Annotated in this window: 21 protein-coding genes; 12 read left to right on the forward strand and 9 right to left on the reverse strand. The window is 72.2% G+C overall.

All coding sequences use genetic code 11. The annotated features are described in order from the left end of the window. Positions 1–116: 116 nt before the first annotated feature. Positions 117–311 carry a hypothetical protein gene (locus ACFWPQ_RS24530; RefSeq protein WP_361299562.1) on the reverse strand — a complete coding sequence of 65 codons (195 nt, stop codon included), beginning with the start codon at positions 309–311 and terminating at the stop codon, positions 117–119. A 200-nt stretch (positions 312–511) separates the two neighbouring features. On the opposite strand from ACFWPQ_RS24530, the gene ACFWPQ_RS24535 reads away from it, so the two are divergent. Next, positions 512–1,120 (forward strand): Clp protease N-terminal domain-containing protein, encoded by a 609-nt coding sequence (locus ACFWPQ_RS24535; RefSeq protein WP_384038536.1) that lies wholly within the window; start codon positions 512–514, stop codon positions 1,118–1,120. Positions 1,121–1,172: 52 nt separating this feature from the next. Beyond that, positions 1,173–2,159 (forward strand): DMT family transporter, encoded by a 987-nt coding sequence (locus ACFWPQ_RS24540; RefSeq protein WP_384038538.1) that lies wholly within the window; start codon positions 1,173–1,175, stop codon positions 2,157–2,159. A gap of 96 nt (positions 2,160–2,255) precedes the next feature. Here the strand turns inward: ACFWPQ_RS24540 and ACFWPQ_RS24545 are convergent, their stop codons facing one another. Then, on the reverse strand, positions 2,256–2,945 hold the full coding sequence (locus ACFWPQ_RS24545; RefSeq protein WP_384038541.1) for a pyridoxamine 5'-phosphate oxidase family protein: 690 nt from the start codon (positions 2,943–2,945) through the stop codon (positions 2,256–2,258). A 36-nt stretch (positions 2,946–2,981) separates the two neighbouring features. On the opposite strand from ACFWPQ_RS24545, the gene ACFWPQ_RS24550 reads away from it, so the two are divergent. Further along, the gene (locus ACFWPQ_RS24550; protein WP_384038544.1) at positions 2,982–4,313 is read left to right on the forward strand and encodes an aminotransferase class I/II-fold pyridoxal phosphate-dependent enzyme; all 1,332 of its coding nucleotides are present in this window, start codon (positions 2,982–2,984) and stop codon (positions 4,311–4,313) included. Between the two features lie 111 nt (positions 4,314–4,424). Here ACFWPQ_RS24550 and ACFWPQ_RS24555 read toward each other — a convergent pair whose 3' ends face one another. Next, a complete protein-coding gene (locus ACFWPQ_RS24555; RefSeq protein WP_384038547.1) occupies positions 4,425–5,384 on the reverse strand; it encodes a DMT family transporter in 960 nt (319 codons plus the stop codon). Positions 5,385–5,458: 74 nt separating this feature from the next. Here ACFWPQ_RS24555 and ACFWPQ_RS24560 point away from each other — a divergent pair, with 74 nt between their 5' ends. Further along, positions 5,459–6,361, forward strand: a complete 903-nt coding sequence (locus ACFWPQ_RS24560; RefSeq protein ID WP_384038549.1) for a LysR family transcriptional regulator — start codon at positions 5,459–5,461, stop codon at positions 6,359–6,361. 31 nt (positions 6,362–6,392) lie between these two features. On the opposite strand, the gene ACFWPQ_RS24565 is transcribed toward ACFWPQ_RS24560, so the two are convergent. Continuing rightward, the gene (locus tag ACFWPQ_RS24565; protein WP_384038552.1) at positions 6,393–6,860 is read right to left on the reverse strand and encodes a pyridoxamine 5'-phosphate oxidase family protein; all 468 of its coding nucleotides are present in this window, start codon (positions 6,858–6,860) and stop codon (positions 6,393–6,395) included. 81 nt (positions 6,861–6,941) lie between these two features. On the opposite strand from ACFWPQ_RS24565, the gene ACFWPQ_RS24570 reads away from it, so the two are divergent. After that, the gene (locus ACFWPQ_RS24570; protein ID WP_384038555.1) at positions 6,942–7,589 is read left to right on the forward strand and encodes a cysteine hydrolase; all 648 of its coding nucleotides are present in this window, start codon (positions 6,942–6,944) and stop codon (positions 7,587–7,589) included. 3 nt (positions 7,590–7,592) lie between these two features. Here ACFWPQ_RS24570 and ACFWPQ_RS24575 read toward each other — a convergent pair whose 3' ends face one another. The 3 genes from ACFWPQ_RS24575 to ACFWPQ_RS24585 all read right to left on the reverse strand — a co-directional run bounded on the left by ACFWPQ_RS24575 (position 7,593) and on the right by ACFWPQ_RS24585 (position 10,041). Next, a complete protein-coding gene (locus ACFWPQ_RS24575; protein WP_384038558.1) occupies positions 7,593–8,084 on the reverse strand; it encodes a Rieske (2Fe-2S) protein in 492 nt (163 codons plus the stop codon). Positions 8,085–8,314: 230 nt separating this feature from the next. Beyond that, a complete protein-coding gene (locus ACFWPQ_RS24580) occupies positions 8,315–9,115 on the reverse strand; it encodes a helix-turn-helix transcriptional regulator (protein ID WP_384038561.1) in 801 nt (266 codons plus the stop codon). Beyond that, entirely contained in the window at positions 9,112–10,041 is a 930-nt protein-coding gene (locus tag ACFWPQ_RS24585) for an SDR family NAD(P)-dependent oxidoreductase (protein WP_384038564.1), read from the reverse strand. Before ACFWPQ_RS24585 ends, ACFWPQ_RS24580 begins: the two co-directional genes overlap by 4 nt. Before the next feature lie 261 nt (positions 10,042–10,302). Between ACFWPQ_RS24585 and ACFWPQ_RS24590 the strand changes: the two genes are divergently transcribed. The 7 genes from ACFWPQ_RS24590 to ACFWPQ_RS24620 all read left to right on the forward strand — a co-directional run bounded on the left by ACFWPQ_RS24590 (position 10,303) and on the right by ACFWPQ_RS24620 (position 16,540). Next, entirely contained in the window at positions 10,303–11,067 is a 765-nt protein-coding gene (locus ACFWPQ_RS24590) for a HipA family kinase (protein ID WP_384038567.1), read from the forward strand. Next, positions 11,064–11,513 carry a DUF3037 domain-containing protein gene (locus ACFWPQ_RS24595; RefSeq protein WP_361299523.1) on the forward strand — a complete coding sequence of 150 codons (450 nt, stop codon included), beginning with the start codon at positions 11,064–11,066 and terminating at the stop codon, positions 11,511–11,513. Before ACFWPQ_RS24590 ends, ACFWPQ_RS24595 begins: the two co-directional genes overlap by 4 nt. Positions 11,514–11,650: 137 nt before the next feature. Next, complete coding sequence (gene fabG, locus ACFWPQ_RS24600) at positions 11,651–12,412, forward strand: 3-oxoacyl-ACP reductase FabG (protein ID WP_384038570.1); 762 nt, start codon at positions 11,651–11,653, stop codon at positions 12,410–12,412. Positions 12,413–12,443: 31 nt separating this feature from the next. Further along, a complete protein-coding gene (locus ACFWPQ_RS24605; protein WP_361299520.1) occupies positions 12,444–13,205 on the forward strand; it encodes an SDR family oxidoreductase in 762 nt (253 codons plus the stop codon). A gap of 211 nt (positions 13,206–13,416) precedes the next feature. Further along, a complete protein-coding gene (locus ACFWPQ_RS24610; protein WP_384038573.1) occupies positions 13,417–14,994 on the forward strand; it encodes an ABC transporter substrate-binding protein in 1,578 nt (525 codons plus the stop codon). Between the two features lie 93 nt (positions 14,995–15,087). Continuing rightward, on the forward strand, positions 15,088–15,774 hold the full coding sequence (gene ung, locus ACFWPQ_RS24615; protein ID WP_384038576.1) for a uracil-DNA glycosylase: 687 nt from the start codon (positions 15,088–15,090) through the stop codon (positions 15,772–15,774). Between the two features lie 244 nt (positions 15,775–16,018). Further along, positions 16,019–16,540, forward strand: coding sequence for a hypothetical protein (locus tag ACFWPQ_RS24620; protein ID WP_384038579.1), 522 nt, complete (start codon positions 16,019–16,021; stop codon positions 16,538–16,540). Between the two features lie 63 nt (positions 16,541–16,603). Here ACFWPQ_RS24620 and ACFWPQ_RS24625 read toward each other — a convergent pair whose 3' ends face one another. Both ACFWPQ_RS24625 and ACFWPQ_RS24630 read right to left on the reverse strand, forming a co-directional pair. Further along, a complete protein-coding gene (locus ACFWPQ_RS24625) occupies positions 16,604–17,077 on the reverse strand; it encodes a hypothetical protein (protein WP_384038582.1) in 474 nt (157 codons plus the stop codon). Positions 17,078–17,189: 112 nt separating this feature from the next. Then, complete coding sequence (locus ACFWPQ_RS24630) at positions 17,190–17,702, reverse strand: DinB family protein (protein WP_384038585.1); 513 nt, start codon at positions 17,700–17,702, stop codon at positions 17,190–17,192. Positions 17,703–17,772: the final 70 nt, after the last annotated feature.

The following is a 17,772-nucleotide window of genomic DNA, read 5'->3' on the forward strand; positions in this document are numbered from 1 at the left end:
CCCCTTCGTGTCGGGCTACGGTGTCGCGGAACGTAGCCGCAGGGCCTCGAACATTCAATACTGATGAACCGTCAGGAAATGTGTGGATCCAGGGCGGTGAGGGCCGCCCCGGCCGGTCAGCCGACCCGCCGTATCAGCGCCGCGTCGAACAGGTCCCACGCGCGCGGGAGCGCGCTCTCGTCGTGGCAGTGCCAGGCGTCCCAGAACAGGTCCGCGGGCAGCGCGTCCGGTGGTGCGTACACCCGGTACACGTACTGCCTGCCGTCGACCGCCGGCAGGGCGACCAGCCAGCAACAGCACGCGCTCTCCACGTCAGTGGGGGACGTACGACGGGTGCGCGACGGTTGCGCGTGGGGCGCACGGCAAGACGGCGCGCGCCGCTGTGGCCGGAATCGGTCTGATCTCATCCGTAAGGAGGAGATTCCGGCCATCCGCGTCCACTCTGCGTGGGACGCGAAAATGCTTCCCCCCGCCGATGACTCGGGTCCCTGGGATTGATGAGGTAGGGGATGTGCAACCCCGTATTCCCCGCCAGCCCGCCCAGGACCAGGGCGGTATCCACGCGGACGACGACGCCGGGCTCGGAGCCGAGCTGGCGGCGGTGGTCGCCGGTGCCCGCCGCCGGGCCGTACGGGACGGGGACCGTCAGGTCGACACCGCCCATCTGCTGCACTCGCTGATCGAGTACGACCCCGAGGTGCGGGCCGCCATCGGCGATGCCCCGCAGCTCGCCCGGCTGCTCGGCTACCTCGTGCAGCGCAGCATCGGCTACGGCCTGCGCTGGCAGGGCGGGGTCGAGGACTCCGGCGCGCTGCCGGTCCTCCCGCAGGCAGCGGGAAGGGCCGAGGGCAGGGGCGACGGCGCCTGGTCGCCGGTGGCCGCCGCCGCCCTGGAGTACGCCCGCAGCCGCGCCCGGCGCCGTGGCGAGGTCCACGCCGACGGCATCGACCTGCTCGCGGGCCTGGTCCTCGACCCGGAGTCCCGGGCCGTGGAGGTGCTGGAGCGGGCCGGGGTGGCCGCCCGGGCGCTGGCCGTGCGGATAGACGGGGACGGGGCGATCCGGGACACCGGGACGCCGGGGCGGAACCCGGGGGCGGAACGCCGCACGTCCAGCCGTTGAGACAGGTGTCATAGGGGGTGACGCTCATGTCGCCTGCTGGCATCATGTCCCGGTGCACACCACTGACAGCAGCCACGGAAAGAGCCTCGGGCTCTCGCTCGCCCTCGGGTCGGCGCTCGCCTTCGGCGGCTCCGGCGTCGCGGCCAAGCCCCTGATCGAGGCCGGGCTCGCGCCGCTGGACGTGGTGTGGCTGCGGGTCGCCGGCGCCGCGCTGGTGATGCTCCCGCTCGCCGTCCGCCACCGTGACCTGCCGCGCCGCCGACCGGCGCTGCTCGCCGGGTTCGGCCTGCTCGCCGTGGCCGGCGTCCAGGCCTGCTACTTCGCCGCCATCTCCCGGATACCGGTGGGCGTGGCGCTGCTCGTGGAGTACCTCGCTCCCGCGCTGGTGCTCGGCTGGGTCCGGTTCGTGCAGCGCCGGCCGGTCACCCGCGCCGCCGCGCTCGGTGTGGTCCTCGCGGCGGGCGGCCTCGCGTCTGTGGTGGAGGTCTGGTCGGGGCTGCGGTTCGACGCCCTGGGGCTGGTGCTGGCGCTGGGGGCGGCGTGCTGCCAGGTGGGGTACTTCGTGCTCGCCGACCACGGCGGGGGCGACGGGGACCACGGCGGCGAGGGGGCGGACCCGCTGGGGGTGATCGCCTACGGGCTGCTGGTCGGGGCGGGCCTGCTCACCTTGGTGGCCCGGCCGTGGGAGATGGACTGGTCGGTGCTGGCCGGCTCGGCGCGGATGAACGGGGCGGCCGTGCCGGCGGTGGCCCTGCTGGGGTGGATCGTGCTGGTCGCGACGGTCGTCGCGTACGTCACGGGTGTGGTGTCGGTACGGCGGTTGTCTCCGCAGGTGGCAGGCGTGGTGGCCTGTCTGGAGGCGGTGGTGGCCACCGTGCTGGCGTGGGTGCTGCTGGGGGAGCGGCTGGGTGTGCCGCAGGTGGTGGGCGGGGTTGTCGTACTGGCCGGGGCGTTCATCGCACAGTCCTCCGCGCCCGCCAAGGGCTCCGCCGAACCCTTGGCGCGTGGTGAGGGTGTGGTCCGGGAGCCGGCGGTCTGAGCGCCGTCGGCCGCCGGTCGGTGGTGGCCGGTCGTGCCCGTGCGGCGGAGCCGCACATCGGATACGGCCCAGCGCCCCCGAGGGGGGCGCCGCACATCAGCGGGTCTTCAAGTACTGCGGCACCGCGACGTCCGCCGCCAGGTCCCCGTTCGCGACCGGGGCGTCGTACCCCTTCCGCAGCGGCAGCACGCCCGCCCAGTAGGGGAGGTCCATGTCCTCCGGCTCGTCGTTGGCGCCGCCCGTGCGGGTCTTGGCGGAGACCTCGTTCAGGTCGAGGCGGATCACCGCGGTCGCGGCCAGTTCCTTCTTGTCGGCGGGCCGGGAGTCGGCGGCCCGGCCCGGCACCACGTGGTCGACCAGGGCGTCCAGCGCGCGGCACTTCTCCTCGGGGTCGGTGACCTGGTGGGCGATGCCGTGCACCACCACGGAACGGTAGTTGACCGAGTGGTGGAAGGCCGAGCGGGCCAGCACCAGGCCGTCGACGTGGGTGACCGTCACGCACACCGCGAGTCCGGGGTCGGCCTGGCCGGTCATCCGCAGCGGCCGCGAGCCCGTCGAGCCGTGCAGGTACAGGACCTCGCCGACCCGTCCGTACAGCGTCGGCAGCACCACCGGCGCGCCGTCGCGCACGAAGCCGAGGTGGCAGAGGTAGCCCTCGTCGAGGATCGCGTGCACCACTTCCCTGTCGTACGACGCCCGGTCGGCGGAGCGGGTGGGAACGGTGCGGTCGGTCTTCGGGTAGGCGGCGGACTGGGCCGGGACGGTCCCCTGTACGGCTGTCTCCATTGCTTTTCTCCATTGCACTAGTGCATAATGTTGTTTGTGCTAGGAGAATATCCGATCGAAGGGCGCGGCGCAGCCGAGATTGCGGCCAGCGTCGAGCGCGCGGTGGGTTCCGGGAAGCTGGAGCCGGGGCAACTGCTGCCCCCGATGCGGGAGTTGGCGAGCAGGCTCGGGGTGAATCCCAATACGGTCGCGGCCGCGTACCGCACCCTGCGCGAGCGCGGGGTCATCGAGACCGCCGGCCGCCGCGGCAGCCGTGTCCGGCCGAAGCCCGCCACGACCGGGCGGGAGGGGATCCGCGTCGACGTCCCGGCCGGGGTGCGCGACCTGTCCTCCGGCAACCCGGACCCCGCACTGCTGCCCGGCCTCGCGGCGGCCCTGGCGGCGGTGGCGGCCGAGGGCGACCGCGACCCGGTCCTCTACGGCGCGGACCCCGTCGAGCCGGAGCTGGAGCGGATGGCGCGCGCCGAACTGGCCGCCGACGGCGTGCCCGAGGGACCGCTCACCGTCACCTCGGGCTCCCTGGACGCCGCAGAACGTGTCCTGCTGGCGCACCTCAAGCCCGGCGACCCGGTGGCCGTCGAGGACCCCGGCTGGGGCCGCACCCTCGACCTGATCCCCGCGCTGGGTCTGCGCACCGTCCCGGTGGCCGTCGACGACGAGGGGCCGCGGGCCGACGCCCTGCGCCGGGCCCTGGAGTCCGGGGCGCGCGCCCTGATCGTCACGGCCCGGGCGCACAACCCGACCGGTGCCGCGGTGACCGCCGCCCGCGCGCGTGCCCTGCGGGCCGTCCTGCGCGCCCACCCGCACACCCTGCTGATCGAGGACGACCACGGCCACGGCATCGTCGACCTCCCGCTGCATCCCCTGGCGGGCGTCACCCACCACTGGGCCTTCGTCCGTTCGGTGGCCAAGGCCTACGGCCCCGACCTGCGCCTGGCCACCCTGACCGGCGACGAGGTCACGGTCGACCGGGTGCGGGGGCGCCAGCGCCTGGGCCCCGGCTGGGTGAGCCGGCTGCTGCAGCGCACGGTGGTGCGGATGTGGGCCGACGGCGCGGTGGACGGCCCCGAGGTGGCGGCGGCGTACCGGGCCCGCCGTGAACTCCTCATCGACGCGCTGGCGGACCACGGCGTCGAGGCCCACGGCCGCAGCGGCATGAACGTCTGGGTCCCGGTCCCGGACGAGACGGGCGCGGTGTCCCGGCTGCTGCACGAGGGCTGGGCGGTGGCCCCGGGCGCGCGCTACCGCCTGGCGACCCCGCCGGGCATCCGCATCACCGTCTCGACGCTGACACCCGAGGAGGCCGGTCCGCTGGCGGCGGCGGTGGCGAGGGCGGTGACGCCGGTGAAAGGACGCGTCCAGGCCTGAGCGCTCCGCTGGTGATACCCGTTCGTTCACCGCGGGCCGGTGGGGGCTGGTCGCGCGGTTCCCCGCGCCCCTGACGGGGCGTGGTTCCGCACCCGACTTCACCAGGTCCGCTCAGTCAGCTGTAGCTTGCACCCTCCTGGGGCGCGGCCCGACCTGGGTGAGGGCCGCTCCCGCGAGGACGATCACCGCTCCGACCGGCGTGCTCCAGCGCAGCGACTCGCCCAGCACTGCGACCCCCGCCGCGGCGGCGATGACCGGGATGAAGTACGTGACCATCTGGGCGGTGGTCGGCCCCACCTCCGCCACCAGGCCGTACTGGACGAGCACCGCCAGCCCCGTCCCCAGCGCACCCAGGGCGGCGATCGCCAGCAGCGGGACCAGCGCGAAGTGCGCCGGGAAGGACGTGAACAACGGTGTCACCACGGCCAGTTGAACCGTCGCCAGCAGCAGCTGCGCCCCGGTCATCGCCAGATGCGAGTCACCCGTGCCGGCCAGCGTCCGCCGGACGTAGATCCACCCGATCGGATAGCTCAGCGAGGCCAGGAGCGCCATCGCGGTCCCTGTGACGTCCAGGCCGTGGAAACCCTCCCAGGCTCCCAGTACCGTCAGCACCCCGATGAACCCCAGTCCGAGTCCGGCGAACCGTACCCTCGTCGGGCGGTCCTCCGACAGGGCCACCAGCGACAGCACCATCCCCCACAGCGGCGAGGTCGCGTTGCAGATCCCCGCGAGTGTGGACGGGATCGTCAGTTCGGAGTAGGCGAAGAGGGAGAAGGGCAGCGCGTTGAGCAGGAACGCGGCGACCGCCAGGTGCCCCCAGGTACGGGCCCCGCGCGGCAGCCGCTGCCGCTTCACGGCCATCGCCGCCGCGAGGACCGCCGTACCGAACACCAGGCGTCCCAGGGTGACCTGGAAGGGCGCGTAGCCCTCCGTCCCCACCTTGATGAAGAGGAAGCTGAAGCCCCAGATCAGCGACAGGGCGCCGAAGCGCAGGCGCCAGTCGAGGCGGGGGCGGGCGGGGCCGGCGGCCAGGGCCGGCTCGCTGGTCGCGGTGGTGGTGACGGTGCTCATGCCCTCCACCATGCAGGAGCCGACCTCGTAGCGCAATCGAGACTTCCCCCCGGGTACCTCTTAGAATCGCTTACATGTTGAACCTGGAGCGCCTGCGCACCCTCGACGCCCTCGCCCGGCACGGCTCGGTCAGCGGCGCCGCCGAGGCCCTGCACGTCACGACGTCGGCGGTGTCGCAGCAGATGGGCAAGCTGGAACGCGAGGTGGACCAGCAGCTCCTCGCGAAGAACGGCCGGGGCATCCGGCTCACCGACGCCGGCCGGCTGCTCGCCGAGCACGCGGCCCGGATCCTCTCCCAGGTCGAGCTGGCCCAGTCCGACCTGGAGGCACACCGGGGCCAGGTCGTCGGCGAGCTCAGGCTGTCCGCGTTCCCGACGGCCGCCCGCGGCCTGTTCCCGACCGCACTCTCCGCCCTGCGCACCCGGCACCCGGCGCTGCGCGTCCGCTCCAGCGAACTGGAACCGGAGCACGGCATCTCCGGGGTCGTCCGCGGCGACCTCGACCTCGCCGTCGTCCTGGACTGGTACAACAAGCCGATGCCGGTGCCCGACGGGCTGGTCAAGGCGCCCCTCCTGGACGACCCCGCCGAGGTGGCGCTGCCGGCCGGGCACCGGCTCGCCGACCGCGAGGAGGTGGACCTGGGGGAGTTCGCCGAGGACGAGTGGATCACCTGGGGCGAGGGCGAGTTCTGCCACGAGTGGCTGATGTTCACGCTCCGCTCGCGCGGCATCGAACCCATCGTCGGACACCGCGCGGCCGAGACCCACACCCAGCTCAACCTGGTCGCGGCCGGGTTGGGGGTCTGCATCGCCCCGCTGCTGGGCCGCCACCCGGTGCCGGACGGCATTGTCATGGTGCCGCTGAAGCAGCGGGTGCGCCGGCACGTGTACGTCGTCTGGCGGGCCGACGCCGACCGCCGCCCGTCGATCCGGGCGGCGGTGGAGGCCCTGCGCGGCGCGGCCGAGGCGATCGCCTGAACCGGCCCCCGGACCTGCCCCCCGAACCGCCTTACGCGGAGCCCAGCTTGCGGAAGTCCCAGGAGGCGATCTTCGTCGGGGTCAGCCGCGCCCAGGCGTGCCGGCCGTCGTGCGGCATCTCGTCCAGGCCGAAGTTCTTACGGGCGAACACCGTCTCGACGTAGTCGAGTTCGGCGACCAGTTCGCCGGTGCGCGGGACCTCGCCCACGAACTCGACGGTCCCTCTCAGCTCCACGCCGCGCAACTGGTCGTACTCCTCCCCGGAGTCGACCACGACGGCCACCCGCGGATCGCGGCTGAGGTCCTTCCAGCGCTGGCTGCGCACCACCGAGTAGAGCCACAGGGACGTGCCGTCCCAGGCGAACCACAGGGCGCTGACGTGCGGGGCACCGGACGCCGATACGGTCGCGACCCGGCAGGTGCGTTGTGTGCTGAGGAACTCGTCCAGCTCACCGGGCGTCATCATGATCTTCCGGCCCCGGCGCTGAGTGACGGTCATGCGGCCCCCTCGTCTCTTCTTCCGTTCCCGCGCGATGGCGGTTAGTGTCACCCGCCCCGCACCAAGGCGGAAGGGGGCGTCATGCCGTCGTCGTCCGAACGGCTCTCGGAACTCCTCGACCCCGTGAGCACCGTGCTGCTCACCGTCGAGTGCCAGCAGGGTGTGGTGGGCCCGGACAGCGCGCTGCCCGAACTCGCCCGTGAGGCGCGGACGTCGGGGGCGCTGGGCAACATCGCCCGCCTCGTCGCCGCCGCGCACGACACCGGTGTCCAGGTGATCCACGCGATCGCCGAACGCCGCCCGGACGGCCGGGGCGCGAACCGCAACGCCCGCCTGTTCCGCGCCGCCGAACGGCTGCCCGTCCAGCAGCTGTCCGGCACGGCCGCGGTCCGCGTCGCGCCCCCCATCGAGGTCTCGGAGGAGGACCTCGTCGTACGACGGCTGCACGGCCTGTCGCCGATCCAGGGCACCGACGTCGACCCACTGCTGCGCAACCTCGGCTGCCGCACCCTGGTCGTCACCGGCGTCTCGGCCAACGTGGCCATTCCGAACGCGGTGTTCGACGCGGTCAATCTGGGCTACACGGCCGTCGTCCCGGCCGACGCCATCGCGGGAGTGCCCTCCGAGTACACCCCCGCGATGGTCCGCAACACCCTCGCATTGGTCGCCACGGTCGCGACCACGGACGAGGTGCTCGGCTGCCTCAAACAACCGCGCCGGCGGTCCTGAGGATCAGGCCAGCGTTATCTGGTCGCCGGAGACCGTGATGTTCGCGGCCGTCAGACCCGTGGTCGCCGGGCCCTGCTTCACGCTGCCGTCCGCGATGGCGAACTTGCTGCCGTGACAGGGGCAGACGATCTCGCCGCTCGCGATGCTCGTCACCGCGCAGCCGGCGTGCGGGCACTTCGTCGAGAACGCCTTGTACGTGCCCGACGTCGGCTGGGTCACGACCACGGCCTGGTCCTTGTAGATCGTGCCGCCGCCCTCGGGGATGTCCGTGGTCTTGGCGAGCGCGGTGCCGCCGGCCGCGGCCGTGGAGCCGCCCGCCGAGCCGTTGCTGTCCTGGGTGGTGGAGCCACCCGCGTTGTTGTTCGTGGTGGTGCTCGACGAGTCGTCGGACGACCCGCAGGCGGTCAGCGCGGCGGCGAGCCCCGCCGCTCCGGCCGCCGCCATGACGGTACGGCGGCCCGGTCCGGCTGAGGGGTTGAGCGGTGCGCTGGTCATGTGAGGGGTTCCCTTCCGCGGAGCTTCTCGTTGATCTGTCCAGGGGTACGGTCTTCGAGCACCACCTGTTCAGACGGCATCCTGATAGTGACCACCTGGACATGAGGCTTCGGTAAAACGGCGCTGTCGGTTCGCTGTCGGTCTTGACCTGCGGCGCAGCGGGACAGGCGCGCCACGGCACCGTCCGCCGACCCGTCCGCCGACAAGTCCGCCGTCGCTGCCGCGTTCGGTCACTCGGAGCCGCTCTCCCGGACGGGCAGGAGGACCATCAGGGACAGCTTCTCGTCATGGGCGTCCGTCAGTTTCAGACAGTCCAGGTCGATGCGGCCGAGCCGCGGGTGCCGCAGCTCCTTGCGGGCGGCGGTGAATCCGCTGACGCTCCGCTCGTCCCACAGTTCGCGGAACGCCTCGGAGGAGTCCAGCATCGATTCGAGGAGCGCGGGGCCGCGCGGATCGTCGGGATAGCGGGCGAGGGCCACCCGGAACTGGCCGACGAGGGACCGCGCCTCGCCGGGCCAGTCGACGAACAGCCCCGGACCGCGCGACTCGGCGAAGGTGATCCAGAGGATGTTCCGCTCGTCCGCCGTCCGCTGGTCGAGGCCGCCGAGCAGTTCGGCGTACGCGTCGTTGTACGCCAGCAGGTCCCCCCACGGGTTCATCACGTAGGCGGGCTTCGGGGAAAGCTCCCGCACCAGTCGCTCCAGGAGGGGATCGACCTTCGCGGGCGCCGGACCCGTCGGCGGCGGCACCAGGGCGGCCAGGGTGAACAGGTGCGTGCGCTGCGGCCCGGAGAGTCGCAGCGCACGGGCCAGGCTTTCGATGACCTGCCTGCTCACGCTGATGTCGCGGCCCTGTTCCAGCCACGTGTACCAGGTGACGCTCAGCCCGGCGAGCTGAGCCAGCTCCTCGCGGCGCAGTCCCGGGGTGCGGCGCCGGGGACCGGACCGGAAGCCCGCCGCCGCCGGGTCGGTCGCCTCCCGGCGGGCGCGGAGGAAGGCGCCGAGTTCGTCGCGCTGGACCAGGTCGGTCATGAGGCACCGGCGGCGTCGGCCAGCAGGGCCTCGGACACGTCCCACAGCCGGCGGGCGTTCTCCGGGTCGACGGCGTACCGGGCGACGCCGTGCAGTGTGCCGGTGCGCCGGTCGACCACCTCGGCCTCGGCGCAGTCGTCGAAGTAGCGCCCGCCCACCCCGTCCAGCAGCGGCGAGACCGCGAGGAGCACCGAGGTGGCGGCGCCCTGCTCCACCGTCTTCATCCGATCGGCGGCCACCCGCCCGCTGCTGCCCCCGATGTGCCGCTGGAGGTTGGTCACGACGGCCCCCGGCATGAGGGCGTTGGCGGTGATGCCGTCGGCCGCCCAGCGCCGGGTGGCCTCGACCGCGAAGAGCACGTTCGCGGTCTTGGACTGTGCGTACGCGGCCCAGGGTTCGTAGGCCCGGAAGCCGAAGTGCAGGTCGTCGAAGACCACGGGGGAACGCTGGTGGCCGGTCGAGCTCACGACGACGACACGGGCGGCGTCCGCCGCGGCCAGCGCCCCGTGCAGACCGGTCGCCAGGGCGAAGTGGCCGAGGTGGTTGGTGGCGAACTGCAGCTCCCAGCCCTCAGGCGTGTACCGCTCCGGGCAGGCCATGACGCCCGCGTTGTTGACCAGGATGTCCAGCGGGCCGTGCCAGGCCGCGGTGAACGCGGCCACGGACGCGGGGTCGGCCAGGTCCAGGCGCGCGACCCGAAGCGCCTCACTGCCGGTCGTGGACCCGATGTCCTTGGCCACCCGCTCACCGGCCGCGGTGTCCCGCACGGCGAGGGTGACCTCCGCACCCCGCGAGGCCAGTACCCGCGCCGTCTCCGCCCCGAGCCCGGAGGACGCCCCGGTGACCAGTGCCCGGCGCCCGGAGAGGTCGGTGCCGGCGGCCACCTCGGCCGCGGTGCTGGAGAAGCCGAAGGCGGTGGTGATCATGCCGAACTCCTCTTGAAGCGGTGGTTCCACCCACTCACCGTAGGAGCCCCGATGACCATGACGCCAACGAGACTTGGGAACAGGTGGTATGCGCTGACGTCATGGACGGGACTCGCGCGACCACCGGTTGTGTGCGGCCGCCCGCACGGCGTGGACCGGGGGTTCCCGGCCTGCTGTCACGCTCGGTCACTATGCTCACTTCGGACCGGAGAACACCCCGGTCGCCGACTGCCTGGTTGAGAAGCTGGATGGCTTGGGAAAATGCTGCGAGAAGTCACCGCGACCCGCTACATCACGCCCCTGCGCGAGGGTGGCTCGCTGCCGGGGCTCGTCGAGGCCGACGACCTCGGGACGTACGTCCTGAAGTTCACGGGCGCGGGGCAGGGCCGCAAGACGCTGGTCGCCGAGGTCGTCTGCGGTGAACTCGCGCGCCGGCTCGGGTTCCGGATGCCCCGGCTGGTCACCGTCGCACTGGATCCGGTGCTGGGGCTCGGCGAACCCGAGCAGCAGGTGCAGGACCTGCTGCGGGGCAGCGGCGGCACCAACCTCGGCATGGACTTCCTGTCCGGCGCCCTCGGGTTCGACCCGCTCGCCTTCGCGGTGACCCCGGAGGAGGCCGGGCGGATCGTCTGGTTCGACGCGCTGATCAACAACGTCGACCGCTCCTGGCGCAACCCCAACCTGCTGGTCCACCGCGGCGACCTGTGGCTCATCGACCACGGCGCCACCATGATCTGGCAGCACAACTGGCCGTCGGCCGAGGCCTCCGCCGCCCGCCCGTACGACGCCGCCGACCACGCGCTGAGCCGGTTCGGCCCCGATGTCCGGGCGGCCGCCGCCGAGTTGGCGCCCCGGGTCACCGAGGACCTGCTCGCCGAGGTCACCGCCGAGATCCCGGACGTCTGGCTCGCCGCCGAGCCGGGCTTCGACACCCCCGACGAGCTGCGGCGCACCTACGCGCGGCCGCTGCTCGCCCGGGCCGCCGTCATCCACGAACGCATCACCGGCATCGAGGGGGCCAAGTGAGCGAGACCCATATCTACATGGCCGGACATGTGACCGAGCGCCACATCACCCGGGCCGGCCAGGGCGGCGACCGGGACGTCTTCGAGTACGCCCTGCTGCACGTCGTACCCCGAGTGGAGCGCGGCGAGCGCATCAACGCCGGCGTGATCGTGTACTGCCGGGCCAAGACCTACGTCGGCGCCCGCACCCATCTCGACGAGGCCCGGCTGCTGGCCCTGGACCCGGACGCGGACGTGGCCGGGGTGCGGGCCGCGCTCGGGGCGGTGGAGGACGTCTGCGCGGGCGGGGCGGCGGCGGGGCACGCGGCCGGCGACGACCCTGGGCGGCGCTTCCGCTGGCTGGTCGCGCCCCGCTCCACCGTCGTACAGCCGGGCCCCGTGCACACCGGGCTCACCCTCGATCCGGCCGCCGAGACGGAGCGGTTGCTGGACCTCCTGGTGAGGTAATGGATCACACCGCGCGGTGCAGCGTTGACACCGCGTGCCAGGGCTTCTAGCGTCACGTCTGTCGAAGGTACTAAGCGGTCGCTCACTGTCCGGCCGGGTTCTCGATCAGGTGTTCTCAAGGGCGAGGAGAAACAGCAATGTCCAGCACTGAGCAGCGGGTGGCCGTCGTCACCGGTGCCGCGCGGGGTATCGGCGCCGCCACCGCCGTACGACTGGCCGCCGAGGGGCGCGCGGTCGCCGTGATCGATCTCGACGAGGTCGCCTGCAAGGACACCGTCGAGAAGATCACCGCGGCCGGCGGCAGGGCGATCGCCGTCGGCGCCGACGTCTCCGACGAGGCCCAGGTCGCCGCCGCGATCGCGCGGGTCGTCGAGGAGCTGGGCGCCCCGACCATCCTGGTCAACAACGCCGGCGTGCTCCGCGACAACCTGCTGTTCAAGATGTCCGCGTCGGACTGGGACACGGTCCTGAACGTGCACCTGCGCGGCTCCTTCCTGATGACCAAGGCCGTCCAGCAGCACATGGTCGAGGCCGGCTGGGGGCGCGTGGTCAACCTGTCCTCCTCCTCGGCGCTCGGCAACCGGGGCCAGGCCAACTACTCCGCCGCCAAGGCCGGTCTGCAGGGCTTCACCAAGACCCTCGCCATCGAGCTCGGCAAGTTCGGCATCACCGCCAACGCCGTCGCCCCCGGCTTCATCGCCACCGAGATGACCAAGGCCACCGCCGACCGCGTCAAGATGGGCTTCGAGGAGTTCAAGGCCGCCGCCGCCACCCAGATCCCCGTGCAGCGCGTCGGCGAGCCCGAGGACATCGCCAACGCCATCGCCTTCTTCACGAACGAGGCGGCCGGCTTCGTCTCCGGCCAGGTCCTGTACGTGGCCGGCGGACCGCTCGACTAGAAGACCACCGGGGAACCTGAGGAACACTGACATGACTGAACTGCCCGAGCTGTCCGGCAAGGTCGCCGTCATCACCGGCGCGAGCCGCGGCATCGGCTACGGCGTCGCCGAGGCGCTCGTCGCCCGCGGCGACCGGGTCGCCATCACCGGCCGCAACGAGGACGCCCTCAAGGAGGCCGTCGAGAGCCTCGGCGCCGAGCGCGTCATCGGCATCGCAGGCAAGGCGCACGACCTGGCCCACCAGAGCGAGGTCGTCGAGCGCACCATGGCGGCCTTCGGCCGCGTCGACTACCTGGTCAACAACGCCGGTACCAACCCGGTGTTCGGCCCGATCGCCGACGTCGACCTGGACGTGGCCCGCAAGGTGTTCGAGACCAACGTGGTCTCGGCCCTCGGCTTCGCCCAGAAGACCTGGCACGCCTGGCAGAAGGACAACGGCGGCGCCATCGTCAACATCGCCTCCGTCGCCGGTCTGTCGGCCTCGCCGTTCATCGGCGCGTACGGCATCAGCAAGGCCGCGATGATCAACCTGACCCAGCAGCTGGCGCACGAGTTCGCCCCCGGCGTCCGGGTCAACGCGATAGCCCCCGCGGTCGTCAAGACCAAGTTCGCCGAGGCCCTGTACGAGGGCCGGGAGGCGGAGGCCGCCGCGGGCTACCCGCTCAAGCGGCTCGGCGTGCCCTCCGACATCGGTGGCGCCGCCGCGTTCCTCACCTCGGAGCAGTCCGACTGGATCACCGGCCAGACGCTCGTCGTCGACGGCGGCATCTTCCTCAACGCCGGCATGGCCTGACAGACCCTCGGGCGTCGTTTTCGTCACAGATATTTGCCACATGTGTGAGGAAAACGGCGCCCGCGCGGTCGTACGGGATCCGCACAGCCATTTGACAACGTCGTCATAGCACATTCGATCAACGCCCGTGTTTCCGGGGTGCTTCAAGGCGCGCAACGCTGCGGTAAGGTCTGCCGCCGACCCCTGGTATGGCGGATCGAGGAGTGCGCGCGTGTTCAACCGGAACCGAGGCCTGCGAAGAGTTGCCGCGGTCGCGTCCATATCCCTGGTGGCCGGGTGCGGTGTGTTCTCCAGCAGCACGGCCAACAGCGGGCCGATCGTCGTCGGAACGACCAGCGCCCCCAGCACCCTTGACCCCGCGGGATCGTGGGACGGTTCCTGGGAGCTGTTCCGGAACGTCTACCAGACCCTGCTCGCCTACCCCGACGGCGCCACCACCCCCCAGCCCGACGCCGCCCGGAACTGCGCCTTCACGGACTCCGGCGACCGCACCTACCGCTGCGAACTGCGCTCCGGCCTGAAGTTCGCCGACGGCGACACACTCGACGCCGAGGCCGTCAAGTACTCCATCGACCGGATCCGGAACATCAACGCGCCCAGCGGCCCGGCCGGACTGCTCGGCAGCCTCGACCGGGTGCAGGCCATCGGCGACCACGAGGTGGTCTTCCACCTCAACAAGGCCGACACCACCTTCCCGTTCGTGCTCGCGACCCCGGCCATGTCGATCGTCGACCCCGACGACTACCCCGCCCACTCGCTGCGCAAGGACGAATCCGTGCACGGCTCCGGGCCGTACACCCTCAAGTCCTACGACGACGGCAAGCGGGCCGAACTGGTCCGCAACGACAACTACCAGGGCTACGCCGACCGGCAGAACGACGCGGTGACCATCCGCTACTTCCAGGACTCGGCCACCATGGTCAAGGCGCTGCGCTCCGGGGACATCGACGTCACCTACCGCGGACTCGCCGCCTCCGACATCGTCGCCCTGCAGGCGCACACCAACACCTCCGGCCTGCAGCTGATCGACGGCACCGGCACCGACATCAGCTACCTGGTGTTCAACCCCGCGGACCCGTGGGCCAAGCTGCCCGCCGTGCGCAAGGCCGTCGCCCAGCTCGTCGACCGCTCCGCGATCGCCCACACCGTCTACAAGGACACCGTCGACCCGCTGTACTCCATGGTCCCGGCGGGCCTGACCGGCCACACCACCGGCTTCTTCGACGACTACGGCGACCCCAGCACCTCCAAGGCCCGCAAGATCCTCGCCGACGCCGGCATCACCCAGCGCGTCCCGCTCACCTTCTGGTACACCACCGACCGCTACGGGTCCGAGACCGGCCAGATGTTCCAGGAGCTCAAGCAGCAGCTGGACGACTCCGGGCTGTTCACGATCACCCTGAAGAGCCGGCCCTGGAAGACCTACGTCGTCGGCTACCAGAAGGGCGAGTACCCGGTGTTCGGCCGCGGCTGGTTCCCGGACTTCCCCGACGCCGACAACTTCATCGCCCCCTTCGTCGGCGAGCAGAACGCCCTCGGCACGCCCTACCCGTCACCCGTGATCACCGGCAAGCTGCTGCCGCACTCCCGCAGCGAGAGCGACCGCGGCGAGGTCGTCAAGGACTTCGAGGAGGCCCAGCAGATCCTCGTCAACGACGCCCGGCTGATCCCGCTGTGGCAGGGGCGGCAGTACGTCGCGGCCAGCGACGACGTCTCCGGCGGCGAAAAGGCCCTCGACCCGTCGACGATCATGATGATGTGGGAGCTGCACCGCAAGACCAGCTGGTGAAACCGCCGTCCGGCACCGGTTGTCAGTGGTCGCCTGTAGGTTTTTCGGTACCAGCAGGATCTGCAAGTGACCGCAATTCGTGAGGACGTTGACGTGACCGACACCGCCATGCTGCCCGAGTCCTGGCGCGGGGTTCTGGGCGACGAGCTGCAGCAGCCCTACTTCAAGGAGCTGACCGAGTTCGTCGAGGAGGAGCGGGCGAAGGGCCCCGTCTACCCGCCGCGCGAGGAGGTCTTCGCCGCGCTGGAGGCCACGCCGTACGACCAGGTCAAGGTGTTCATCCTCGGCCAGGACCCCTACCACGGCGAGGGCCAGGGCCACGGCCTGTGCTTCTCCGTCCGTCCCGGGGTGAAGATCCCGCCGTCCCTGCGGAACATCTACAAGGAGATGCGCGAGGAGCTGGGCTGGGAGAAGGCGCCGGACAACGGCTATCTGATGCCGTGGGCCCGGCAGGGCGTGCTGCTGCTCAACGCGGTCCTCACGGTCCGCGCCGGTGAGGCCAACTCGCACAAGAACAAGGGCTGGGAGAAGTTCACGGACGCGGTGATCCGCGCCGTCGCCGACCGGTCCGACCCGGCGGTCTTCGTCCTCTGGGGCGGCTACGCGCAGAAGAAGGCCCGGCTGATCGACGAGACCCGGCACGTGGTCATCCAGAGCGCGCACCCGTCCCCGCTCTCCGCCGCGAAGTTCTTCGGCACCCGCCCGTTCACCAAGATCAACGAGGCGGTCGCGGCACAGGGCCACGAGGCGATCGACTGGACGATCCCCGACCTGGGCTGAGCACATACAGAGGGCGCCTCGAAGCCGACCGGGGGCACCCCCCCAGGGGCGCTCGGGGCCGTGCCGATGTGCGACTCCGCCGCGTGGGCGCCACCAGCCCCCACCGGCCGGCGGTCCACCGCCGAGCCCCCACCGGTCGGCGGTCCGCCGCCGGCCCGCGGTCCCACGGCGCCGCCTGACGAGGAAATCCGGCGGCGCCGTCTAGCGTCGGCACCACACAACGGCTTACAGCCCGGAGGACCCCGTGGCGGAGCGACAGGAGCGTACGGCGCCCGATGCCGTGCTCACGCGGATCGGGCAGGTCGTGATGCTGCACCACGCCGGGGACCGTGAGGAGGCCCGCCGGCGCCTGCTCGACCTGTGGACGGAGATCGGCGAGCACGGTCGGCCGCTGCACCGCTGCACCCTGGCCCACTACCTGGCCGACACCCAGGACGACCCTTCCGACGAACTCGCCTGGGACCTGAGGGCGTTGTCGGCGGCGGACGAGGCGGAGGGAGCCGTGGGACTGCGCGGCTTCTACCCCTCGCTGCATCTGAACCTCGCAGCCGACTACGTGAAGCTCGGCCGCACCGAGGCCGCCCGCAGCCATCTGCGGCGGGCCCGCGGCGCGGCCGCCGCACTCGGCGACGACGGGTACGGCGACGGGGTCCGGGCCGCGATCAGCCGCCTGGAGCTGCGACTCGGCGACGACGTCGGCGACGAGGGCGGGCCGGGCGGCCCGGGCGGCGGATCCTGGGGCCCGCCGCGACAGCGCCCGGAGTAGGAGCCGTGCCGGACCCGGACCCGGACCCGGACCCGGACACCCGGCCCGGCACCGGCCGACGTCTCACCGCCCGTACGTCTGCTCGCAGATCCGGGCCTGCGGGCTGTCCGCGGTCCAGCCGCCGTACTGCTTGCCGAGGGCGCACACGTCCGGGGCCTTCGGGACGGAGTGGGAGAGGTCGGGGAGGCCGCTCTCCGAGCGCTGCGGCCGGTGTGCGCTGTGCGGATGCGAGGTGGCGGCGCGCGGGCCCGCCGGGGCGCGGTGATGGGCCGGGGGAGGGGTCGCGGGGGCGTGCGGAGCGGCCGGTGCGGCCCGGTGGGCCGGACGGGACGGGCCGACCATCTCCAGGGCCTCCTTGGCCGGCGCCTGCACCACCCGCGGCTTTGCGCTGCCGTCCGGGCGGGGCCCCGACGGCAGCGAGGGCGCCGCACCCGGGGGCGGGCCGGGCGCCGCCGGACGCTGGACCGTCACACAGCCGGAGAGGGCCGAGACGGTCACGGTGACCAGAAGCGCTGCGGTGGTCGTCGTTCGATGCACCCGCGCAACTCTGCTGGCTCGGCGCGGGCGTTGACACCGTCGACAGGACTTTGGTGCCCCGCACGGGTGATCTCCTGCCCCGTACGAGGGGCAGGCGGGTGCGAGGCTGACGTCAGTCGCCGGTCGCGCCGTCGATCCGCTCCCGGATCAGATCGGCGTGACCGTTGTGCCGGGCGTACTCCTCGATCATGTGGGTGTGGATCCAGCGCAGGTTGAACTGCTCGCCGGTACGGCGGTGGCGACCCTTGGAGAGGTCGTCGAGACCGAAGTCGGCCGCGGCGCGCCGGGCGGTCTCGATCTCGGCCTGCCAGGCCGCGTACGCCTCCTGCCAGGTGTCCGCCTCGGTGAGGTGGAAATCGCCGTCCGGGTCCTCGTCGCTCCAGTAGCGCGGCGGCGCCTCCTCACCGGTGAGGATCCTGCGGTACCAGTGCCGCTCCACGTCCGCCATGTGCCGTACCAGCCCCATCAGGGACAGCGGGGAGGGCTCCACGGAGGCGGTCCGCAGCTGGGCGTCGGTCAGGCCCTCGCACTTCACCGCCAGGGTCTGCCGGTGGAACTCCAACCAGCCCTCCAGCATGGTGCGTTCGTCGGCGTAGACGTCGGGTGCACGGCGTTCGGTCGTCATGCCCGGCATCCTGGCCCACCCCGGCCGATGCCACCACGGATTATCGGCCCGTAGGCTTCCACGGATTATC

The organism is Streptomyces sp. NPDC058464, assembly GCF_042721035.1.
Classification (GTDB): Bacteria; Actinomycetota; Actinomycetes; order Streptomycetales; family Streptomycetaceae; genus Streptomyces.